Below are 17,323 nucleotides of genomic sequence, written 5' to 3'. Positions count from 1 at the left end.
TTTCTCTGTAAATAGCTTTTTACTCATTCTAACTTTTCCCCAATTTCCATTTTTTCTTATTATACAAAAAAGTACCCTATAGGTAGACTTTTTTTAAGTGTCTATTCTATAGGGTACATTTTATTAACTACTAGACACTTTTATAACAGTAGGAAAAGTATTGTGTTTATTTTTTTACAGTAATGACTACTGGAACAGAAAGATTACCACTTTGGTCTCTTAATCTGACTGTTAGAACTGTTCCACTTTTTTGATTTGGAATATTTACTGCGAAAGTCCCTTTTTTCGTCAAAGTCCCTCGTTTTAACTCTTTACTTCCTTTTGTAATGATAACCATTGTGTACTGTTCACCTGTGCCTTTGATTACTGTCGACTTTGTTGTAACAGGCGAAACTGTAGGCTTTTTCGGTGGCGTTAAATCGATTACAGTCCTGTAGATAGGAGGACTTAAACGCCCAAATTTATCTGTTGCTGTAAGACCAAGAATCGTTCCAGATTGTTGTTTTGGGATATTGATGTGAAAATTTCCATTACCATCAACAATACTCTTCCCAATAATTATATTGTTTTTTTTCACAATAACTGTTGAATTCGGCTTGCTTTTTCCATTAATTAGGGTAGTATAATCGGCTATTTTATCTACTTGTTGAATTCTTAATGGAATTTTTTCCTTTACAACTATACTTATAGGATTGCTGACATTTCCAAAATGATCAGTTGCTTTTAATGTGAGCTGTGTACCTGGTGGTTGATTTGGAATCGAAATTGAAAACATTCCATTTTCCAAAACAATACCTTTTCCAAGTAGAATTCCGTTCTTTCTCACTTCAACCGTTGAATTTGGTTTTCCTATTCCTCGAATAGTCGAATCTTGATCACCATAATCGTCAACCATATGAATAGTAGGTTTTGTAACTACTTTAACTGGAATTTGGATTGGGGTATAGTAATCCCAAATACTTTTTGCAAAGCAAAGAAGAATTTTTTCACTATCTTCAAGTGTTGTAACAGGAATCGAGAAATTCCCCTTATCATCCGCCTGTCCACTACCTAGTTCAGTTTGTGGATTTGCGAATATCAAGATAGGTTCATTTGGAAAAGCTGTTCCTGTTATTACTTTGTCTGTACTTTTTATGTCATTTACAGTATAGGACGGAAGTATCTTTGTTCTGATAGAATATGTCATATTTGGTCCATAGGATTCGTTTGGTGATTTAATAAAAAAAAGGGAAGGTAAGCCATTTAAATTATAACTATATATTTTATCATCACCTTCTACTCGGATGCTAGGTTGAACGATATGACCTTGTTGATCTCTGAGTGTAAGTACAGCATCAAAATTAGCATGAAGCGTAACTTCTAAAATCCCTACTTTTCCACTGCTCAATTGATACAAATCAATATCATTTATATAGTCTATTCGATCATGTACTTCATTACCGATTACAAGTTCATTAGGTGAATCTTCTGATGCATCATCTGGCCCAACGATTGTTAAGCGCAAAGAATATTCCTCGCGTTCATTTGTTAGAACATCACGTGTTACTCTTACGTAATAAGTTCCAGCAGGTATATTGGAAGACCCAGTATTACTAAAATATCGATTAGGCTGTTGTCGAATAGCTATTGCACGATAGTCCAATGGTTGATGTTGTTCGTTGTACCACATCATAGTAAAGTCTTGGCTATTTTTACTTCCAAAAAGAATGATTTTACCTGGTTTATCTAGGACAACTTTGTACCAATCAACATCTTTTTTATCCTCAAATGCAAATGAATAATCCTTTTCCGGCTGTAATGGATATGCGTCTTGAAATACATCATTTGGTTCACCAGCGTTATCTTGTAAGAGATTACCTTCTTCAGTTGGAAAGGTTACTTTTAGTTTGTAAGGGTTAGTTTCTGAACCACGTCCCGGGGAAGACCTAATCATTATGTAATATGTACCTGGTTTATTAGCCCAGTAAGAAATGTTTTTTCCATTTGGCTTATTATCCTCCGGTGATAAGTCATTTCCCTGCGAATCAATTAATTCCATATGAAAATTGTTCGGATAATCTTCAAGAGTTGCCATTATTTCGCCACTTTTGGTTACTTCGAATCGGTAATAATCTCTGTCTTCTCCGTTTTCAATATAGCTAGTGATTTCTTTACGATTTTCAATTGGGTAACTCATTGGAATAGTATCATTTGGTTCATATGCATCATTCCAACTTGTCTCATTACGTGGAAGAATTGCTTTTATTGAATAATCTCCAACGTTACCTTTCACAGTTACATCGTATCGTTCACCCTCAACTACATAAAGTTCATCTCGGCTTTCAGTAATTGTTTCTGGATGGGCCAGTCGCTTTTCGTTAGATACTTGTACATCTAATTGATTTCCTTTTTCAACATACAGAATCATATATCCAGTAGTTTGTGGAACAAAGTAATAGTGATGAACTTCACCGTATGATTGAATTGTTCCTCTTATGTTGTTATCGTCCGTAATCCCATAGAGAGTTGCTGTCTCATCAGCTTTTATTTCTAATGATGGAATACTCATACAAACTAACATTATTAAAATAAATACATAGCAAAATCTTTTCATTTCATCACCCCAAAACGTAGTGTAACATAATAAGCATTTGTCGAAAAATATTGATTTATAGAAAACTACTTTGAGATTGATCATTCGTCCAGAATTTAAGATAGTAAGAGAAACTTATTTGATTGGAATTTGTCAATTTAAAAAATTCTAATTTTTCTGATTAAAAGTATGTAAATTTAAGATATAATTTAACTGACTGCCAATTTTCATTTCGATTAATTAGTAGGATTAATAAGAGAAAATTGATTTCTGCATAGTAGGTTAGTAGACGATATTAGAAAAACCTCGAAAGGAGGATACTATTTGTTGCCTATACAAATCAATGAATTACCAATTGAAATAAAGGAAGAATTAGGAGTTATTAAAAATATCCAATACCCGAAGCAAGGATGTACATCTGATGTTGCTGTGATTGAGACTGATGCTACTACCTATGTTGTAAAAAGAGCCAAGGGCGAACAATACTGTTCATGGCTATCAAAAGAGTCGTCCGTACTAAATGCTCTTAAAAATTGTTCATTGCCAATTCCTAACGTATTTAATTTTGTTGAACAAAAAGAGGAATCTCAATCATGGATATTAATGGATTTTTTGGAAGGTGAAACAGTAAGAAGCGCACTTCTCAATGAAAAAAACAGAGAGAAAAGGCAGGACATTGTTTATCAATTTGGTAAAGTATTATCGCAAATTCATTCCACTCCTTGTCCAAAAGAGTTTTACCCTAGCTCCACTTGGCTAGAAGAAATGTTAAAAACAGCCGAGTATAACTTGAAACACTATGAGGTTGATGGAACAAGAGAATTATTAGATACCATAAAGACAAATAAACCGCGGCCAGTTAAGCAAACTCTAATCCATGGAGATTTCACAGTGGATAATGTTTTAATGAACAATGGCAAAATCAGTGGAATTATTGATTGGAGCGGGGGAGCATTTGGTGATCCAAGATATGATGCTTCTTTAGCAATTAGACGAAAGAAAGATGTATTTGAAGAAGAAGACGTAGCAATTTTCTTTGAAGGGTACAGAAGCAAAATTATTAACAATGAAGAACGTCAATATTTTGATAATGGGTTATATGAATTTTTTTAATTTTTCGAATCGGATAATAACCATCTAAATAATTTGATGTAAGGAGATGAGTAATGAAATTTACGCTTAATTTTGATTTGTTTCCTAATTTGCCCGCCGTTTTAGTAAGTGGAATTACGTATATAGTTATTGGAATATTAATCTATCTAATTTATAAGAAGCAAGAGGAGAAACCAAATAAATTAAAGGTTTTAATTGTGTGTTGGGTAGGCCTTTTCATGTTTTCTATTAATACATCAATCTACGGAACATTAATCAAAATTCCAATTTTGCCATTAGGAGTTTGGATCCTCTATTGGATACTTAGAAGAAATGGTAATAAAGAAAGATGGATTCGTTACCGAGCCTTCGCATGGTTTGGTTTTTTCGTAAATTTTATTTTCCTATTAACAAGTCTTTTGATATCACCAATAAATGAGTTGTTTTATCCTTCTAGTTCTGCAACTTCTTATATTTCAAATGTGAATCATGCATCAATTCTTACTACACATCCATCAGCAAAACCTGCGACTCTTAATAAAGAGAAATTACACTCACAATTATCTAAAATGAAAGAGAAACCAATATATAGTGACGAATGGTATAACCAAACATATGAAAATCGAGATACTAACAAAAGTATTGAAAGATTTCCATATATTTTGATGGATGCAATTCCTAAAAAAGGTAGCGGAATAAAATCAATTATTTATGTAGAACGGGATGGGAAAGGATTGCTCATTTCAATTCCGTCAAAACAATATTATTTCCGTTCAAAAGAATCATTTTTAGATTTCGAAAAAGGTGGTACACATGATGATTAAAAAGAAGAAAACTTTATTGATTGTGTGTACTATTTTTTTACTATACTTCATTTTGTGGGTTAATAATTTAATACCCCAAAGTCCTAAACCATTTTTATCAAATAAAGAAGTAATGAAGGAGATAGCAAGGGAATATCCTGAATATGATGTGAAAAAAATTCAGGACCGTGTTTTCATTGATAAAAAGCATGTCTTTGTTCCCTATTTATCGAAAGAAAATGATTACGGGATAATAAATTGGAGTTGGAACAATAATGAATGGGAAATAGCTTCGATTGAAATAAATATGTTCGATCCTAAATTGTGGAAAATTAAGTCGAATGGTTCTTTTAAATATTATCTGTTGTGGAATATGCCAACAAGCCAAGTTCATAAAATAAATTTTTATTTAACAAAAGAGCGTCAATTTTCATTCTCTGAGGGAGTTTGGAAATATGAACCTAAAATTCAAATGAAATCTGAAAAAATGTTAAATGGAAGTTCCTATGGATTATATAGATTTCCAAAAAAATGGGAGCGAATCATGAATGATGAAACATATATAAATTCATCAAATCAATCTGATTCACTGTTTTCTAGTTTCGAACAGCCAACCTCCATGATGGTTTTATGGTTACCTTTGGATAAAAATAATAAAATAACAAAGCTAATATACCCTGTTGAAGGTGGTAGGGGAAGTGGAGTTGGGAATAGTCAAATTAATTTCATTCAAGATGCAATGGAAGAAAATTTAGAAGGAGAACATATTCTCTTTCCTAAACAAAAATAATATTTTATTAGCTTTTGAAGCAAGTAAAGGAGTAGAATACAGTGTGAGATGAATCATAAACTCAAATTATGATTTCGGAGGTAGTTCAATATGAAAATCTATCCCTCATTCAGATGAAAAAATAAGGGGTAGGATTATGATAAATAAATCATTTCGTTGTCTTTGGGCTGGTCAAACATTAGCTGACAGTAGAGATGTTATTTATATTTTTGGTTTAATTTCAGTATTGTATAAGGCGGGCTAACCATCAGTGGGGGATGAAGAAAACCCCCACTGATGGAAGTTTCACTTTATCTGAACAATGTAGTTATTAAAGCTAAAAATATACTTCACAAGCATTTTATTTGTCATTTTTTCAAAAATAGACCAAAATAGTTACAGTTTAAAAAAATAAATTATTAAGGGTGAAACCAAATGATCAATGAAATTTTAGACTATAATAAACGTTTTGTTGAAAATAAGGAGTATGAGCCTTACATAGCTACAAAATTTCCTGATAAGCAAATGGCAATTGTAACTTGTATGGATACACGCTTAATCGAACTTTTACCTAAAGCGCTAAATTTAAAAAACGGAGATGCTAAGATTATTAAAACTGCTGGAGGAATCATAAGTCATCCTTTTGGTTCTGTTATGCGTAGTCTTTTAATTTCAATTTATGAATTAGGTGTAAAAGAAGTTTTTGTGATTGGGCATCACCAGTGTGGAATGTCGGCAACAAATCCGAAAAATGTTCAGAAAAAGATGATTGATGCAGGCATACCTGAAGAAAATCTAGAATTATTGAAATTCGCTGGAATAAATTTAGACAAGTTTTTAGTTGGTTTTGATGATGTTGGGGAGAGTGTGAAGCACAGTGTTTCGATTATTCGTAATCACCCTCTTATTCCAAAACATATTCCAGTACACGGATTAGTCATTGATCCACTTACTGGAAAATTAGATGTAGTTGATAAAGATTTATCTAGTGAACTATAAGTTAAAGGAGCCACCGTTATTGGTGGCTCTTTTTGTGTCTTTATTTGTGATGGATGGTTACTTTTTAGATTCTGTAAGAGTCATTTCATCCACAATTTTTTCAGCTAAACGTCTATATAAATTACTCATGGTTACCAAGGAAGATAGGAGAAGAAACTTTTCATTCTCTTCGTTACTTCCATTTTCAGAGGTCTCAGCTACTTCTTTTACTTCCTTCATCCGATCTTCTATCTCAATCCTAAAATTGTTTGCATTGTTTTCATATAATTGAAGATAACTTTTGTAAAGAGAATCAAGTTTAAAATCTTCTTTACTTTCAATTTGATTGTTTATTTCTTCTAAGGAGCTCTTTATATCATTAATAGAAAGAGCTCCCTTCAATTGATAAATTAAGCTGATTAAAATGATATGTTCCTTCGAATATTTTTTGTTTTTAATAGGGAAAAATAGTTTTCCTTTTGCGTAATTATTAATCATTGTTTTTGTTAGTACTTTTTCATCTTCATTTCTTGTTGTTTGACCAAAATTATTTTCAAACAATTGAACAACTTGATCCACGTATAAATCAACATTTGGTATATCTTCAAGTGTAATTTTATTTTCTAAGTACATTTTTTCGATTAGCTTATTAATATTCTCCATTTGAAAACCCTCAACTTTTAGTTGTGATATTAATTTTTATGAAATAAATCACTGAAATACTCTTTGTTTAAGTACTTTATAGTACTAATAGTAGTATGAAAAAAGTTTTTTGTAAATATTGACTAGATGATGTTGTGGTCATATAATCATAAGTAGTTATTAAAACTACATAAAATAATAGAGGGGTTGTCGAAATGAATAATTATATAAGAGAGCCGATTAATGCATTTACACATTTAGCTGGTGCAATTTTATCTTTTATTGCACTGCTTTGCATGGTTGTAAAGGTATCAATAACAATGCCATCTCCAACGACCATTTTTGCAGTAATCATGTTTGGAATTAGTTTAATCGTTCTTTATTCAGCCTCTGCAACCTATCACTCAGTTGTTGCAAAGGATAAGGTAATCTATTTTTTTAGAAAAATTGATCATTCAATGATATTTATTCTAATAGCTGGAACTTACACACCATTTTGTTTAATTTCTTTGCATAATAAAATAGGGTGGATATTATTTACATTGATATATTTAACTGCTGTTTGTGGAATTGTTTTCAAGATGTTTTGGTTTAGTTGTCCGAGGTGGTTATCGACATCGATTTATATCGTCATGGGGTGGATGATCGTACTATTTATCAAACCTTTATCAGGGACATTAAGTATAAGTGGTTTATTATTTTTGTTGTTAGGTGGAGTTTTCTATACGATAGGTGGATTCATTTATGGTGCTAAGCCAAAATGGTTAGAATTTAAGTATTTTGGTCATCATGAAATATTTCATATTTTTATTTTACTTGGAAGTCTTGCTCATTTTTTATGTGTTTATTTTTATGTGATATAAAGTGAAACTTCCATCAGTTGGGGGCTTCATCCCCCATTGATGGTTAGCCAGCCCAATCGGGCTTTTATGGACAGTTATCCCACAGCTATCTTCTTTGTTTTTCTCTGAATCTTGAAGTGGGGGTCTTACTGTCCGTTAATGCGGGATAAATTGATATGTAGATGAGAATCTATTCAAGGATGTTAGATTTTCAAGAATAGATTATTTTAGGTTAGGGGAAAATTCTTTTGTACAAATTAATTTTGTTAAGGCAGGAGAATTTTAATGAACACATTAGAAAATGCACTAAATCAACAATTAGCCAATTGGAATGTATTGTATGTCAAATTACATAATTATCACTGGTATGTAAAGGGCTTGAATTTTTTTACGCTACATGAAAAATTTGAGCAGTATTATAATGACGCAAATACAAACATTGATGAAATAGGTGAGAGGATCTTAACAATCGGTGGACTGCCGATTGCAACCTTACGTGAATGCTTAGAGGTTACAACATTAACAGAAGGTAATAGAGAATTAAATGCGATTGATATGGTTGCTGACTTAATAGCAGATTATGAAATAATTGTTAATGAAAGTAGAACAGTTATTAATTTAGCAGAAGAAAATGACGATGAAGAAACAGCAGATTTATTTCGAGATAAAATTGGCAAAATTGAAAAGCAATTATGGATGTTAAAAGCGTTTTTGGGATAATTTATTTGTTCATTCAGAATAACAACAAAAAACAAGCATTAGTCACAAGTCTAATGCTTGTTTTTTATGTATTATTTTTAAACCCAGACTATTTAGTCATTAGGATTTACGATAGCTAGCATCTGATGGTCTTCCCATTTTTCATTTATCTTTACATTTTTTTGAGCTAGACCTTCTATATGAAAACCAGCTTTTTCTAACACTCGAATTGATCCAATATTTTGAGGCATCACGCCAGCCTCTATTCGATGTAAATTTAATTCATTAAATGCATACTCCACAATTAATTTAACAGCTTCCGTAGTAAAACCCTTACCATTCTGATTTTTGTCCAAAAAATATCCTATGAAGGCACTTTGAAGTGATCCTCGTAAAACTTGGAAGAGGTTAATTGTGCCAATTAATGTGTGGTCATCATTTTTATAGATTCCAAAGTAATACTCTTGGTCATTTTGCATACTTGCTGTAAATGGTTTTATCCGATGAGTTTGTCCTTCAATTGTATAAAACTCAGTATTACGAGACATTGAAAATTTTTCAAAGAAATCGCGATTATTCAATTGTAATTTTAGACTATCTGCTGCATCTTCAGTATTTAGCGGTCTTATATAAACGTTATTAGCTTTTTTCATATCATTCTCTCCTAGAAAGTATATTGGAATAATAAAAAGTGATGAATCCCAATAATTGGTTTGAAATAGTAAAATCCTATTTAAACCTTTTCAAATTCATTATAATATATATTTACAATAGTTAGAATAATTTGATAAAAAATATAGAGGAGGCGATGAATTGGAAATAACTGAATATAAATTTACTGATCGGATGAAAAAAGTAGTTCAAGAGACAGAAGTAATCGTTCAAAAATATCAGCATGGAATTATTTCACCATTGCATTTGTTTTTAGGGCTGATAAATGAGAAAAGTGGTGTTTGTGGGGAATTGTTTTTATATGTTTCAGAAAACAATAAATTAAGAAACTTAGAAGAACTATTAGAGGACATTGATAATACTGTTCAAAAAGAGCATGTAGGATGTTCTTCTTTTCAACTTCCCTTGTCTATTACAACTTATAATCTACTAGAAAATGCAGAAAAAAGAAGGAATCATTATAAACAAAGATTCATAAATGAAGGACATGTTTTTCAAGCGATATTTGCAGATAAAAGCAATATAGTCTATCAAATTTTTTCGGAAAATGAACTAATTGAAATGAAAAATATTGTTTGTACAAGTCGTGATTTAGTTGTGAAGTTACAAGAATATAATTATTCTAAAATAATAATAGAACATCATTCTATCCAAAAAGCAACTAGAAAAGATCAAGATGAGTTACTTGAATTTATAGAAAAAGAGTTTGGAAGTGGATGGGTAGAATCAATTAAGCATGGATTTATACAAAATGATATACCAATCTATCTTGCAAAGCATCAAGATAAGATTCAAGGATTTGCTTGTTATGACGTGTATAACAAGCAAAAGGGAGTATTTGGACCAATGGGAATAGCGGGTAATCAACGTGAAAAAGGAATTGGAAAAGCCCTTCTCCATAGTTGTCTTTACGAGATGAAAATGAAGGGATATTACTACGCTATTATTGGAGAAGCAGGACCAATCGAATTTTATGAAAAAAACTGTGGTGCTATTTTAATCCCATGCAATTAAAAGGGAGTTGAATTCGAATTAACAGAACTTTATAAAAAAGTGTTGACATTACGAAATAAACACAATAGTATAATCATTAATCAAATAAGAAAAGCAATGAATGGAACAAAGTAGTGGAGTTTTCCCTGTCATAGAGAGCTGATGGTTGGTGGAAATCAGTACAAAAAACAACACGAAATTCAATCCAGGAGCATCTTCTTCGAACGACAATGTGAGGGGAAGACGGTGAGGAGCCGTTATGAAATGAAGTGATTAGTACAAATTAAATGTACTAATAATTAGGGTGGTACCGCGAATACTTCTATTCGTCCCTACTGTGAAAACAGTAGGGACTTTTTGTGTTTTTAATGAAAATAGAATAATGGATTTGCGATGAATGGAATAAAGTAGTGTAGTTTTCCCTGTAACAGAGAGCTGATGGTTGGTGGAAATCAGTACAAAAATCTACATGAATTTCAATCCAGGAGCATCTTCTTCGAGCATTATTGTGAGGGGAAGACGGTGAATAGCCGTTATGAAATGAAGTGATTAGTACAAAATTAAATGTACTAATAATTAGGGTGGTACCGCGAATATAAGTAATTCGTCCCTACTGTGAAAACAGTAGGGATTTTTTTTATAGGAAATTTTCTTTATTTTGACACTGAGAGGGGTGATTGGATGGAAAGCGACTATTATTTTTTTAAAAGCAAGCATAAATATAAAAAATATAAACGGAAGAAGGAGAAGGAATATGGAGAAGGATCAATTAAAGAAAGAGTTATTGCCTAGACATGTCCAATTTTTAGCACTTGCTGGTATGATTGGAACTGGAATTTTTAAGGGGAGTGGGGACACGTTAGGAATTGCGGGACCAGGAGTTATCATTTCATACTTAATTGGTGGTTTTCTTTTATTAATCGTTATGTCTGCTTTAGCAGAGATGGCTGTTGTTTACCCAAATTTAAATGTACAACATTTAGTTCATAAAGCATTTGGTTTTCACTTTTCATTTGTAGTTGGTTGGTTGTACTGGTTTAACTGGATATTAGTAACAATTGTAGAAATTTTAGCAGCAGGATCATTTTTACAATTTTGGTTTCCAAACGTACCTCTTTGGTTATTAAGTTTAATTTGTGGTGCACTGATTGTAGGAATTAATTGTATTCAAGTGAAATTTTACGGTGAAATGGAATTTTGGTTTGCAAGTATAAAAATTACAGCATTAGCATTATTTATTATACTAGGTGGAGCAGTATTATTGGGTTTCTCTGATTTATCCCCAACTACTCCTATGCTACATTTAACTGGTCATGGTGGATTTTTACCACATGGGATTAGTGGAGTATTAAACGCTTGCTTGATTGTTATGTTTTCTTATGGTGGGTCGGAATTAATTGGTGTAGCAATTTCAGAAACAAAAGATGTTGAAAAAGTATTACCTAAAGTGATTAAAGGTGTTGTATGGCGAGTTGTTGTTTTCTATGTATTTCCAATGCTTATTATTGCAGGATTAATTCCTTGGAATAAGGTTTCAGGACAAGAGAGTCCATTTGTTCAAGTCATTGGAGCGATTGGAATTCCAGGAGCGGCACATATCATGAATTTCATTCTACTAACAGCCGTATTATCTGCTGCTAATTCTGGAATCTTCGCAACCTCTAGAACGATGTTTGCTTTAGCTGAGAAAGGGGAAGCACCAGAAATATTAAAAACAACTACAAAATCAGGCGTCCCAATTTTTGCAATAATATTAAATGGATTATTTTTATTAATCGGTGCATTTTTGGCTTACTTAGCTCCTGGTAAAATTATAGGATACATGATGACGATACCAGGATTTACAATCATTTTAGTCTGGATCAGTATCTGTTGTGCACAATTAAAATTACGTCCAAAATACACAAAAATACCATCTTTTAAAGTCAAACTATTCCCAATTATGACAATAATAGGAATTGCTGGGTTGCTTATAATCTTTTTCGGATCAACATTCAGTAATGGTATTTCAGTTGGAACAGTCGTATGCTTTTCAACATTAGCAGTATTAATTGTTCTTTCATTCATAAAAGGAAGACCTTTGAAAAAAAATAAAGGATCAAAGGAGCAGGAGTTAATCGGGCCGATTTTAAAAAATTAAAAGGAAGTTGAATTCGAGTTAACAGAGACTATATAAAAAAGTATTGACATTTTAAAACAAACACAATAATATAGTCATTAATCAAATACGAAACGCAATGAATGGAACAAAGTAGTGGAGTTTTCCCTGTTATAGAGAGCTGATGGTTGGTGGAAATCAGTACAAAAAACAACGCGAATTACAGTCCAGGAGCATCTTCTTCGAGCAATAAAGTGAGGGGAAGACGGTGAGGAGCCGTTATGAAATGAAGTGATTAGTACAAAATATTATGTACTAATAATTAGGGTGGTACCGCGAATACTAAATTTCGTCCCTACTGTGAAAACAGTAGGGATTTTTTATGTTTTTAAAAGAAAATAGAATAATAGATTTGCTATGAATGGAATAGAGTAGTGGAGTTTTCCCTGTTACAGAGAGCTGATGGTTGGTGGGAATCAGTACAAAAAACAACACGAATTACAATCCAGGAGCATCTTCTTCGAACAGTAATGTAAGGGGAAGACGGTGAAGAGCCGTTATGAAATGAAGTGATTAGTACTAAATGCTGTACTAATAATTAGGGTGGTACCGCGAATACAAGTTATTCGTCCCTACTGTGAAAACAGTAGGGATTTTTTTATGGGAAATTTTCTTTATTTGATACTGAGAGGGGTGAGTGCATGGAAAGCGACTATTATTATTTGAAACTCAAGAATAAATGTAAAAAATATATACGAAAGAAGGAGAAGGAAAATGAAGAAGGATCAATTAAAGAAAGATCAATTAAAGAAAGAGCTATTACCTAGACATGTCCAATTTTTAGCACTTGCTGGTATGATTGGAACTGGGATATTTAAGGGGAGCGGAGATACACTAGGAATTGCAGGACCAGGAGTAATTATTTCATACTTAATTGGTGGGTTTTTATTATTAATTGTTATGTCTGCTCTGGCAGAGATGGCTGTCGTTTACCCCAATTTAAATGTACAACATTTAGTTCATAAAGCATTTGGTTTTCACTTTTCATTTGTAGTTGGATGGTTGTACTGGATTAACTGGACTTTAGTAACAATTGTAGAAATTTTAGCAGCGGGTTCTTTTTTACAGTTTTGGTTTCCTGAAGTACCACTTTGGTTATTAAGTTTGATTTGTGGAGCACTAATAGTAGGAATCAATTGTTTTCAAGTTAAGTTTTATGGTGAATTAGAATTTTGGTTTGCAAGTATAAAAATTACAGCATTAGTCTTATTTATTCTAATTGGTGGAGCAGTTTTGTTTGGTTTTACCGATTTATCACCAACTACTCCAATGCAACATTTAACAGGTAATGGTGGATTTTTACCACATGGGATTAGTGGAGTATTAAATGCTTGCTTGATTGTTATGTTTTCATACGGTGGTTCGGAGTTAATTGGAGTGGCAATTTCAGAAACAAAAGATGTTGAAAAAGTTTTACCCAAAGTGATTAAAGGCGTTGTCTGGCGAGTTGTTGTTTTCTATGTATTACCAATTCTTATCATTTCAGGTTTAATTCCTTGGAATCAGGTTTCAGGACAAGAGAGCCCATTTGTTCAAGTTATGGGAGCAATTGGTATTCCAGGTGCGGCACATATAATGAACTTTGTCCTCCTAACAGCCGTATTATCAGCAGCAAACTCAGGAATTTTTGCAACTTCGAGAACAATGTTTTCTTTAGCTGAAAAAGGAGAAGCACCAGAATTTTTAAAAACTACTACAAAATCAGGTGTCCCAATCTTCGCAATCGTATTAAATGGATTCTTTTTATTAATCGGGGCATTTTTAGCATTCTTAGCTCCCGGAAAAGTTATTGGATACATGATGACGATACCAGGATTTACAGTAATTTTATTATGGTTAAGCATTTGTCTTGCACAATTAAAATTACGTCCAACTTATAAGACAGTACCAGTTTTTAAAGTCAAATTATTCCCAATAACCACAATAATAGGAATTGTTGGATTGTTAATGATCTTTTTCGGATCAACATTTAGTAATGGCATTTCAGTTGGAACAATCGTATGCTTTAGTACTTTAGCAATTTTAATTGTTTTTTCATTCATAAAAGGAAAATCTTTGAAGAATAATAAAGGATCAGAAGAGCAGGCGAGTTAATCGTCTGCTTTCTTTAATTTAAGGCTCTTTTTTTAAGATTGTTGATTTTAGGTTTTGAAATTTAAAAGGCAGAAGTTGATTGGAAAGGAAGCAGCCTTAATCTAAACCAGCCATTTCAACACTTTATTCTGCAATTTCACTATTCTCTTTATTAATCTGATTTTCTTAAGTTGACTATCCAATTAATACTTTTTAACCTCTCATGAAATTCTAATTTATACAGGATAATGTTTCCAACAAAGATGGGTAAACTAATGATGAAAAATTTTAAGGAGTGATTTTCATGAAAAAGTGGATTAAGTCATTAATGATTCCAGTTGTAGCTACAGGAATAATTGTTCCTACTATTGCACAAGCAGAAACGAATAAAAATACTTCGAAGGACCACCATGAGTGGAAACATAAAGGTGGACATGAGGGGGGAGAACATTATAAGAATGAGTATATTGAAAATCAAGAAAAAAATCTTGTGAATTTAACTGGACAATATGCACCAGAATTAAAGCCGGCATTTAATAAGGTTTTTGCAGAACGAAAAGAGATATTTAATCTATATAGAAAAGATCCAGAAGTTCAAAAACATTTTGAACAAAAAAGAAGAGCATTTAAAGTTAAGCGAGAAGAATTTAAAACAACCTATAAGACTCAACTAGACGATATTCAGAACAACGTGAAAAAAGGTAAGATTACAAAACAGGAAGCTATGCAGCAACGTTTCAACTTGTGGAAGCAATTTGCAGGAAATGATCCTGAAATACAAGATAAAATTGAGAATTTTAAAGCACACAGGGAGTTACATTTCCAATTAGAAAAAGCTATTGAGACAAAAGATCGAGTAAAAATTAATAGTACATTACATCAAATATTAAAAGCTGAACAAAGCCGAAATGATTATTTAAAAAGAGAGATTAATAAAATAAAAAATGTCTAATCGTAAGCAAGAGCGTACATCAAAAATGTATGCTCTTGTTTTAATATGGAGGGGAATCATTTTATTGCCTAGTTATAAGTAAATAAAATGAAGGCTTTTTTCTAAAAGATTGTTTTTTTTACGAAAACAGCTTAAAAGAAAGAGGATGGAATGTAGAGTGTTTCATTTGATTGGATTTATGGGATATAAAAATAAATTGAGCACTCAATTTATTTTTTATTTTATTCCGCATCAACGGGGAGTAAACCCCCAACTGATGGAAGTTTCACACTATCAAATTATTTAGATAAACTTTCAACATAGTTTTTAGCCTTAATCGAATAATTAAACCATTCATTTGATATCGAATTAGGTAGTTCAATCCATTCTTTCATTGGTTTTCCCATTGGGCTAAAAGGGTGTGCTCCTACTATTGACAAAGCTTTTTCATATTCTTCTTGATTTAATTTTACGACAAAGTTGTCACCATTTAAGAAAGCAAAGAATTTACCCCTAATTTTAAATCCTTTATGTCCAAACATGGATCCTTTTGCGACGCCAAAAATATCGACTAATTCTTTACCGATTTGTTCAAATTGCTCTATAGTTTGCATCTTATTACCCCCTATCATTTTAAAATTCACCGGTTTTATTACTTGACCAAATAGTTATATATAACATAATAAACAACTATTAAAAGAAATAATATCTATATTATTTCAGAGAGTTTTAATATTATTAGTATCTTACCTAATAAGATATAGCTGTTTATAGTTAATATCTAATATTAAAAATAACCCACCAGAACTTTTGGGCAAATACCTATCAATAAAGTGAAACTTCAGTGGTTTTTTTTTCATCCCCCACTGATGGTTAGTTGAACCAAACGGGCTTTTACGGGCAGTAAGACCCCCACCTATCTTCTTCGTATTCCTCTTAATCTTGAGGTGGGGGTCTTACTGCCCGTTAATGCGGGATAAATAAGATTGAAGATAAAATGTTACTTGTTATCCCTATAGATTTAATTCATCTTTTAATTTTGAATTAACTACTTCATAAAATCTTTGTGGTTCATCTGGTCGTAGATGAATTTTTGTGACATTTTTACTGATTCCATATAAAAACTTAGCTTTTTTAGGAGAATGTAATTCGATTTCAATTGAAGGTTTCTCCTTCATAAATTCAGAAAGAACACCATCAAAAATATGTTTGCTTTCTTTTTTAGATATTTTTTCTGGTCCATCGTAATAATGAACACTTTTAATGTCCTCTAGCGATACTTTTAATCTCTTCATTACGCCAATTTGAAAATGTAGCTGATGGTTTGTTAGGAAAATAGGACATAGTCGAATTGCTTGAATTTCTGCTAAAAAAAGTAAAACTGCATAGACATTCAACAACAAGGCTATAAAGGAGATTACTGGACTCCAAGAGTGAAGTAAAAAATGAAATTCAATCGATTCTAGAACAATTGCATGAATCATCATCACATAAAAAGCTACGAAGCTTGTTTTCTTATGAAAAGTAAAGACTGCTTCATTCTCTAATACAGAAACTTGTTTTTTCCTCCAAGAAAATAAACTGTAATAAAGCATAGTTATTTCACTTGAAATGATATCAATAGTTCGTGAAGGTTTTAAATGAAGCATTAAAGCTTCTTCTAATCTCTCCTGAAAAGTAGAAGTATTGGGATAGTTATTGTTGAAATTACGAATAATTGCTGGAAGTTTTCGAATTAGTTTATATCCAATGTAAAGCTCAATAAAGAGAAAAACTCCTTCAAAGAAAACTGGGATATAACTAGTGTTATGAAAAGAGGTTAGCATATTATGTGGAATGATTAGATAAGCTGCACCATAACCTAAAAAAGCAATTGATAGTAGATATTTCCACGAATAACGTTTCCTAATAATAAAGAAATAAGTGAGGAGAGGTATAGTAATGATGAAATCAAATAATGTTCCTAACGCCACCTGATTAGGTAAAGGTTGCATTATAGTAAGTTGATAAATAAGGATATTTGAAGAAACAACTAAAGTAAGTAATAAATAAAACCACATCCACTTTGTCCTTGAAATAGAGATCATTTTGACAACCCT

Annotated in this window: 15 protein-coding genes and 4 other annotated features; of the genes, 10 read left to right on the top strand and 5 right to left on the bottom strand. The window is 32.0% G+C overall.

The genetic code is table 11. The features are described 5' to 3' along the window. Positions 1-166: 166 nt before the first annotated feature. Positions 167-2,593 carry an Ig-like domain-containing protein gene (locus J5Y03_RS17450; protein WP_209407283.1) on the bottom strand — a complete coding sequence of 809 codons (2,427 nt, stop codon included), beginning with the start codon at positions 2,591-2,593 and terminating at the stop codon, positions 167-169. 306 nt (positions 2,594-2,899) lie between these two features. Between J5Y03_RS17450 and J5Y03_RS17445 the strand changes: the two genes are divergently transcribed. The 4 genes from J5Y03_RS17445 to J5Y03_RS17430 all read left to right on the top strand — a co-directional run bounded on the left by J5Y03_RS17445 (position 2,900) and on the right by J5Y03_RS17430 (position 6,235). Beyond that, complete coding sequence (locus J5Y03_RS17445) at positions 2,900-3,685, top strand: phosphotransferase family protein (protein WP_245208947.1); 786 nt, start codon at positions 2,900-2,902, stop codon at positions 3,683-3,685. Between the two features lie 53 nt (positions 3,686-3,738). Further along, positions 3,739-4,488, top strand: a complete 750-nt coding sequence (locus tag J5Y03_RS17440; protein ID WP_209407281.1) for a hypothetical protein — start codon at positions 3,739-3,741, stop codon at positions 4,486-4,488. Continuing rightward, positions 4,481-5,257 (top strand): hypothetical protein, encoded by a 777-nt coding sequence (locus tag J5Y03_RS17435; protein WP_209407280.1) that lies wholly within the window; start codon positions 4,481-4,483, stop codon positions 5,255-5,257. Before J5Y03_RS17440 ends, J5Y03_RS17435 begins: the two co-directional genes overlap by 8 nt. Positions 5,258-5,671: 414 nt before the next feature. Continuing rightward, complete coding sequence (locus J5Y03_RS17430) at positions 5,672-6,235, top strand: beta-class carbonic anhydrase (RefSeq protein ID WP_209407279.1); 564 nt, start codon at positions 5,672-5,674, stop codon at positions 6,233-6,235. Between the two features lie 57 nt (positions 6,236-6,292). Here J5Y03_RS17430 and J5Y03_RS17425 read toward each other — a convergent pair whose 3' ends face one another. Further along, the gene (locus J5Y03_RS17425; protein ID WP_209407278.1) at positions 6,293-6,877 is read right to left on the bottom strand and encodes a DUF1836 domain-containing protein; all 585 of its coding nucleotides are present in this window, start codon (positions 6,875-6,877) and stop codon (positions 6,293-6,295) included. Between the two features lie 194 nt (positions 6,878-7,071). Between J5Y03_RS17425 and trhA the strand changes: the two genes are divergently transcribed. Continuing rightward, complete coding sequence (trhA, locus tag J5Y03_RS17420) at positions 7,072-7,719, top strand: PAQR family membrane homeostasis protein TrhA (protein WP_209407277.1); 648 nt, start codon at positions 7,072-7,074, stop codon at positions 7,717-7,719. A gap of 264 nt (positions 7,720-7,983) precedes the next feature. Continuing rightward, on the top strand, positions 7,984-8,418 hold the full coding sequence (locus J5Y03_RS17415; protein ID WP_209407276.1) for a Dps family protein: 435 nt from the start codon (positions 7,984-7,986) through the stop codon (positions 8,416-8,418). Between the two features lie 92 nt (positions 8,419-8,510). Here the strand turns inward: J5Y03_RS17415 and J5Y03_RS17410 are convergent, their stop codons facing one another. Beyond that, the gene (locus J5Y03_RS17410) at positions 8,511-9,050 is read right to left on the bottom strand and encodes a GNAT family N-acetyltransferase (protein WP_209407275.1); all 540 of its coding nucleotides are present in this window, start codon (positions 9,048-9,050) and stop codon (positions 8,511-8,513) included. Between the two features lie 160 nt (positions 9,051-9,210). Here J5Y03_RS17410 and J5Y03_RS17405 point away from each other — a divergent pair, with 160 nt between their 5' ends. The 4 genes from J5Y03_RS17405 (at position 9,211) to J5Y03_RS17390 (ending at position 15,245) form a co-directional block, all read left to right on the top strand. Further along, a complete protein-coding gene (locus J5Y03_RS17405; protein WP_209407274.1) occupies positions 9,211-10,083 on the top strand; it encodes a GNAT family N-acetyltransferase in 873 nt (290 codons plus the stop codon). Between the two features lie 87 nt (positions 10,084-10,170). Next, positions 10,171-10,399 (top strand) — a binding site (T-box leader). Positions 10,400-10,446: 47 nt separating this feature from the next. Further along, positions 10,447-10,677, top strand: a binding site (T-box leader). A 139-nt stretch (positions 10,678-10,816) separates the two neighbouring features. After that, a complete protein-coding gene (locus J5Y03_RS17400; protein ID WP_209407273.1) occupies positions 10,817-12,202 on the top strand; it encodes an amino acid permease in 1,386 nt (461 codons plus the stop codon). A gap of 88 nt (positions 12,203-12,290) precedes the next feature. Next, positions 12,291-12,520, top strand: a binding site (T-box leader). A gap of 48 nt (positions 12,521-12,568) precedes the next feature. Continuing rightward, positions 12,569-12,797, top strand: a binding site (T-box leader). A 137-nt stretch (positions 12,798-12,934) separates the two neighbouring features. Further along, positions 12,935-14,314: an amino acid permease gene (locus tag J5Y03_RS17395; RefSeq protein ID WP_209407272.1), complete on the top strand. Its 1,380-nt coding sequence runs from the start codon at positions 12,935-12,937 to the stop codon at positions 14,312-14,314. Between the two features lie 283 nt (positions 14,315-14,597). Further along, positions 14,598-15,245 (top strand): hypothetical protein, encoded by a 648-nt coding sequence (locus J5Y03_RS17390; protein ID WP_209407271.1) that lies wholly within the window; start codon positions 14,598-14,600, stop codon positions 15,243-15,245. Between the two features lie 278 nt (positions 15,246-15,523). Here J5Y03_RS17390 and J5Y03_RS17385 read toward each other — a convergent pair whose 3' ends face one another. Then, complete coding sequence (locus tag J5Y03_RS17385; RefSeq protein ID WP_209407270.1) at positions 15,524-15,838, bottom strand: TfoX/Sxy family protein; 315 nt, start codon at positions 15,836-15,838, stop codon at positions 15,524-15,526. A gap of 399 nt (positions 15,839-16,237) precedes the next feature. Next, complete coding sequence (locus tag J5Y03_RS17380; protein WP_209407269.1) at positions 16,238-17,311, bottom strand: hypothetical protein; 1,074 nt, start codon at positions 17,309-17,311, stop codon at positions 16,238-16,240. Between the last annotated feature and the right edge of the window lie 12 nt (positions 17,312-17,323).

It is taken from the genome of Gottfriedia endophytica (assembly GCF_017814275.1).
GTDB lineage: Bacteria > Bacillota > Bacilli > Bacillales > Bacillaceae_G > Gottfriedia > Gottfriedia endophytica.
This window is presented reverse-complemented; position numbering and strand designations above follow the sequence as displayed.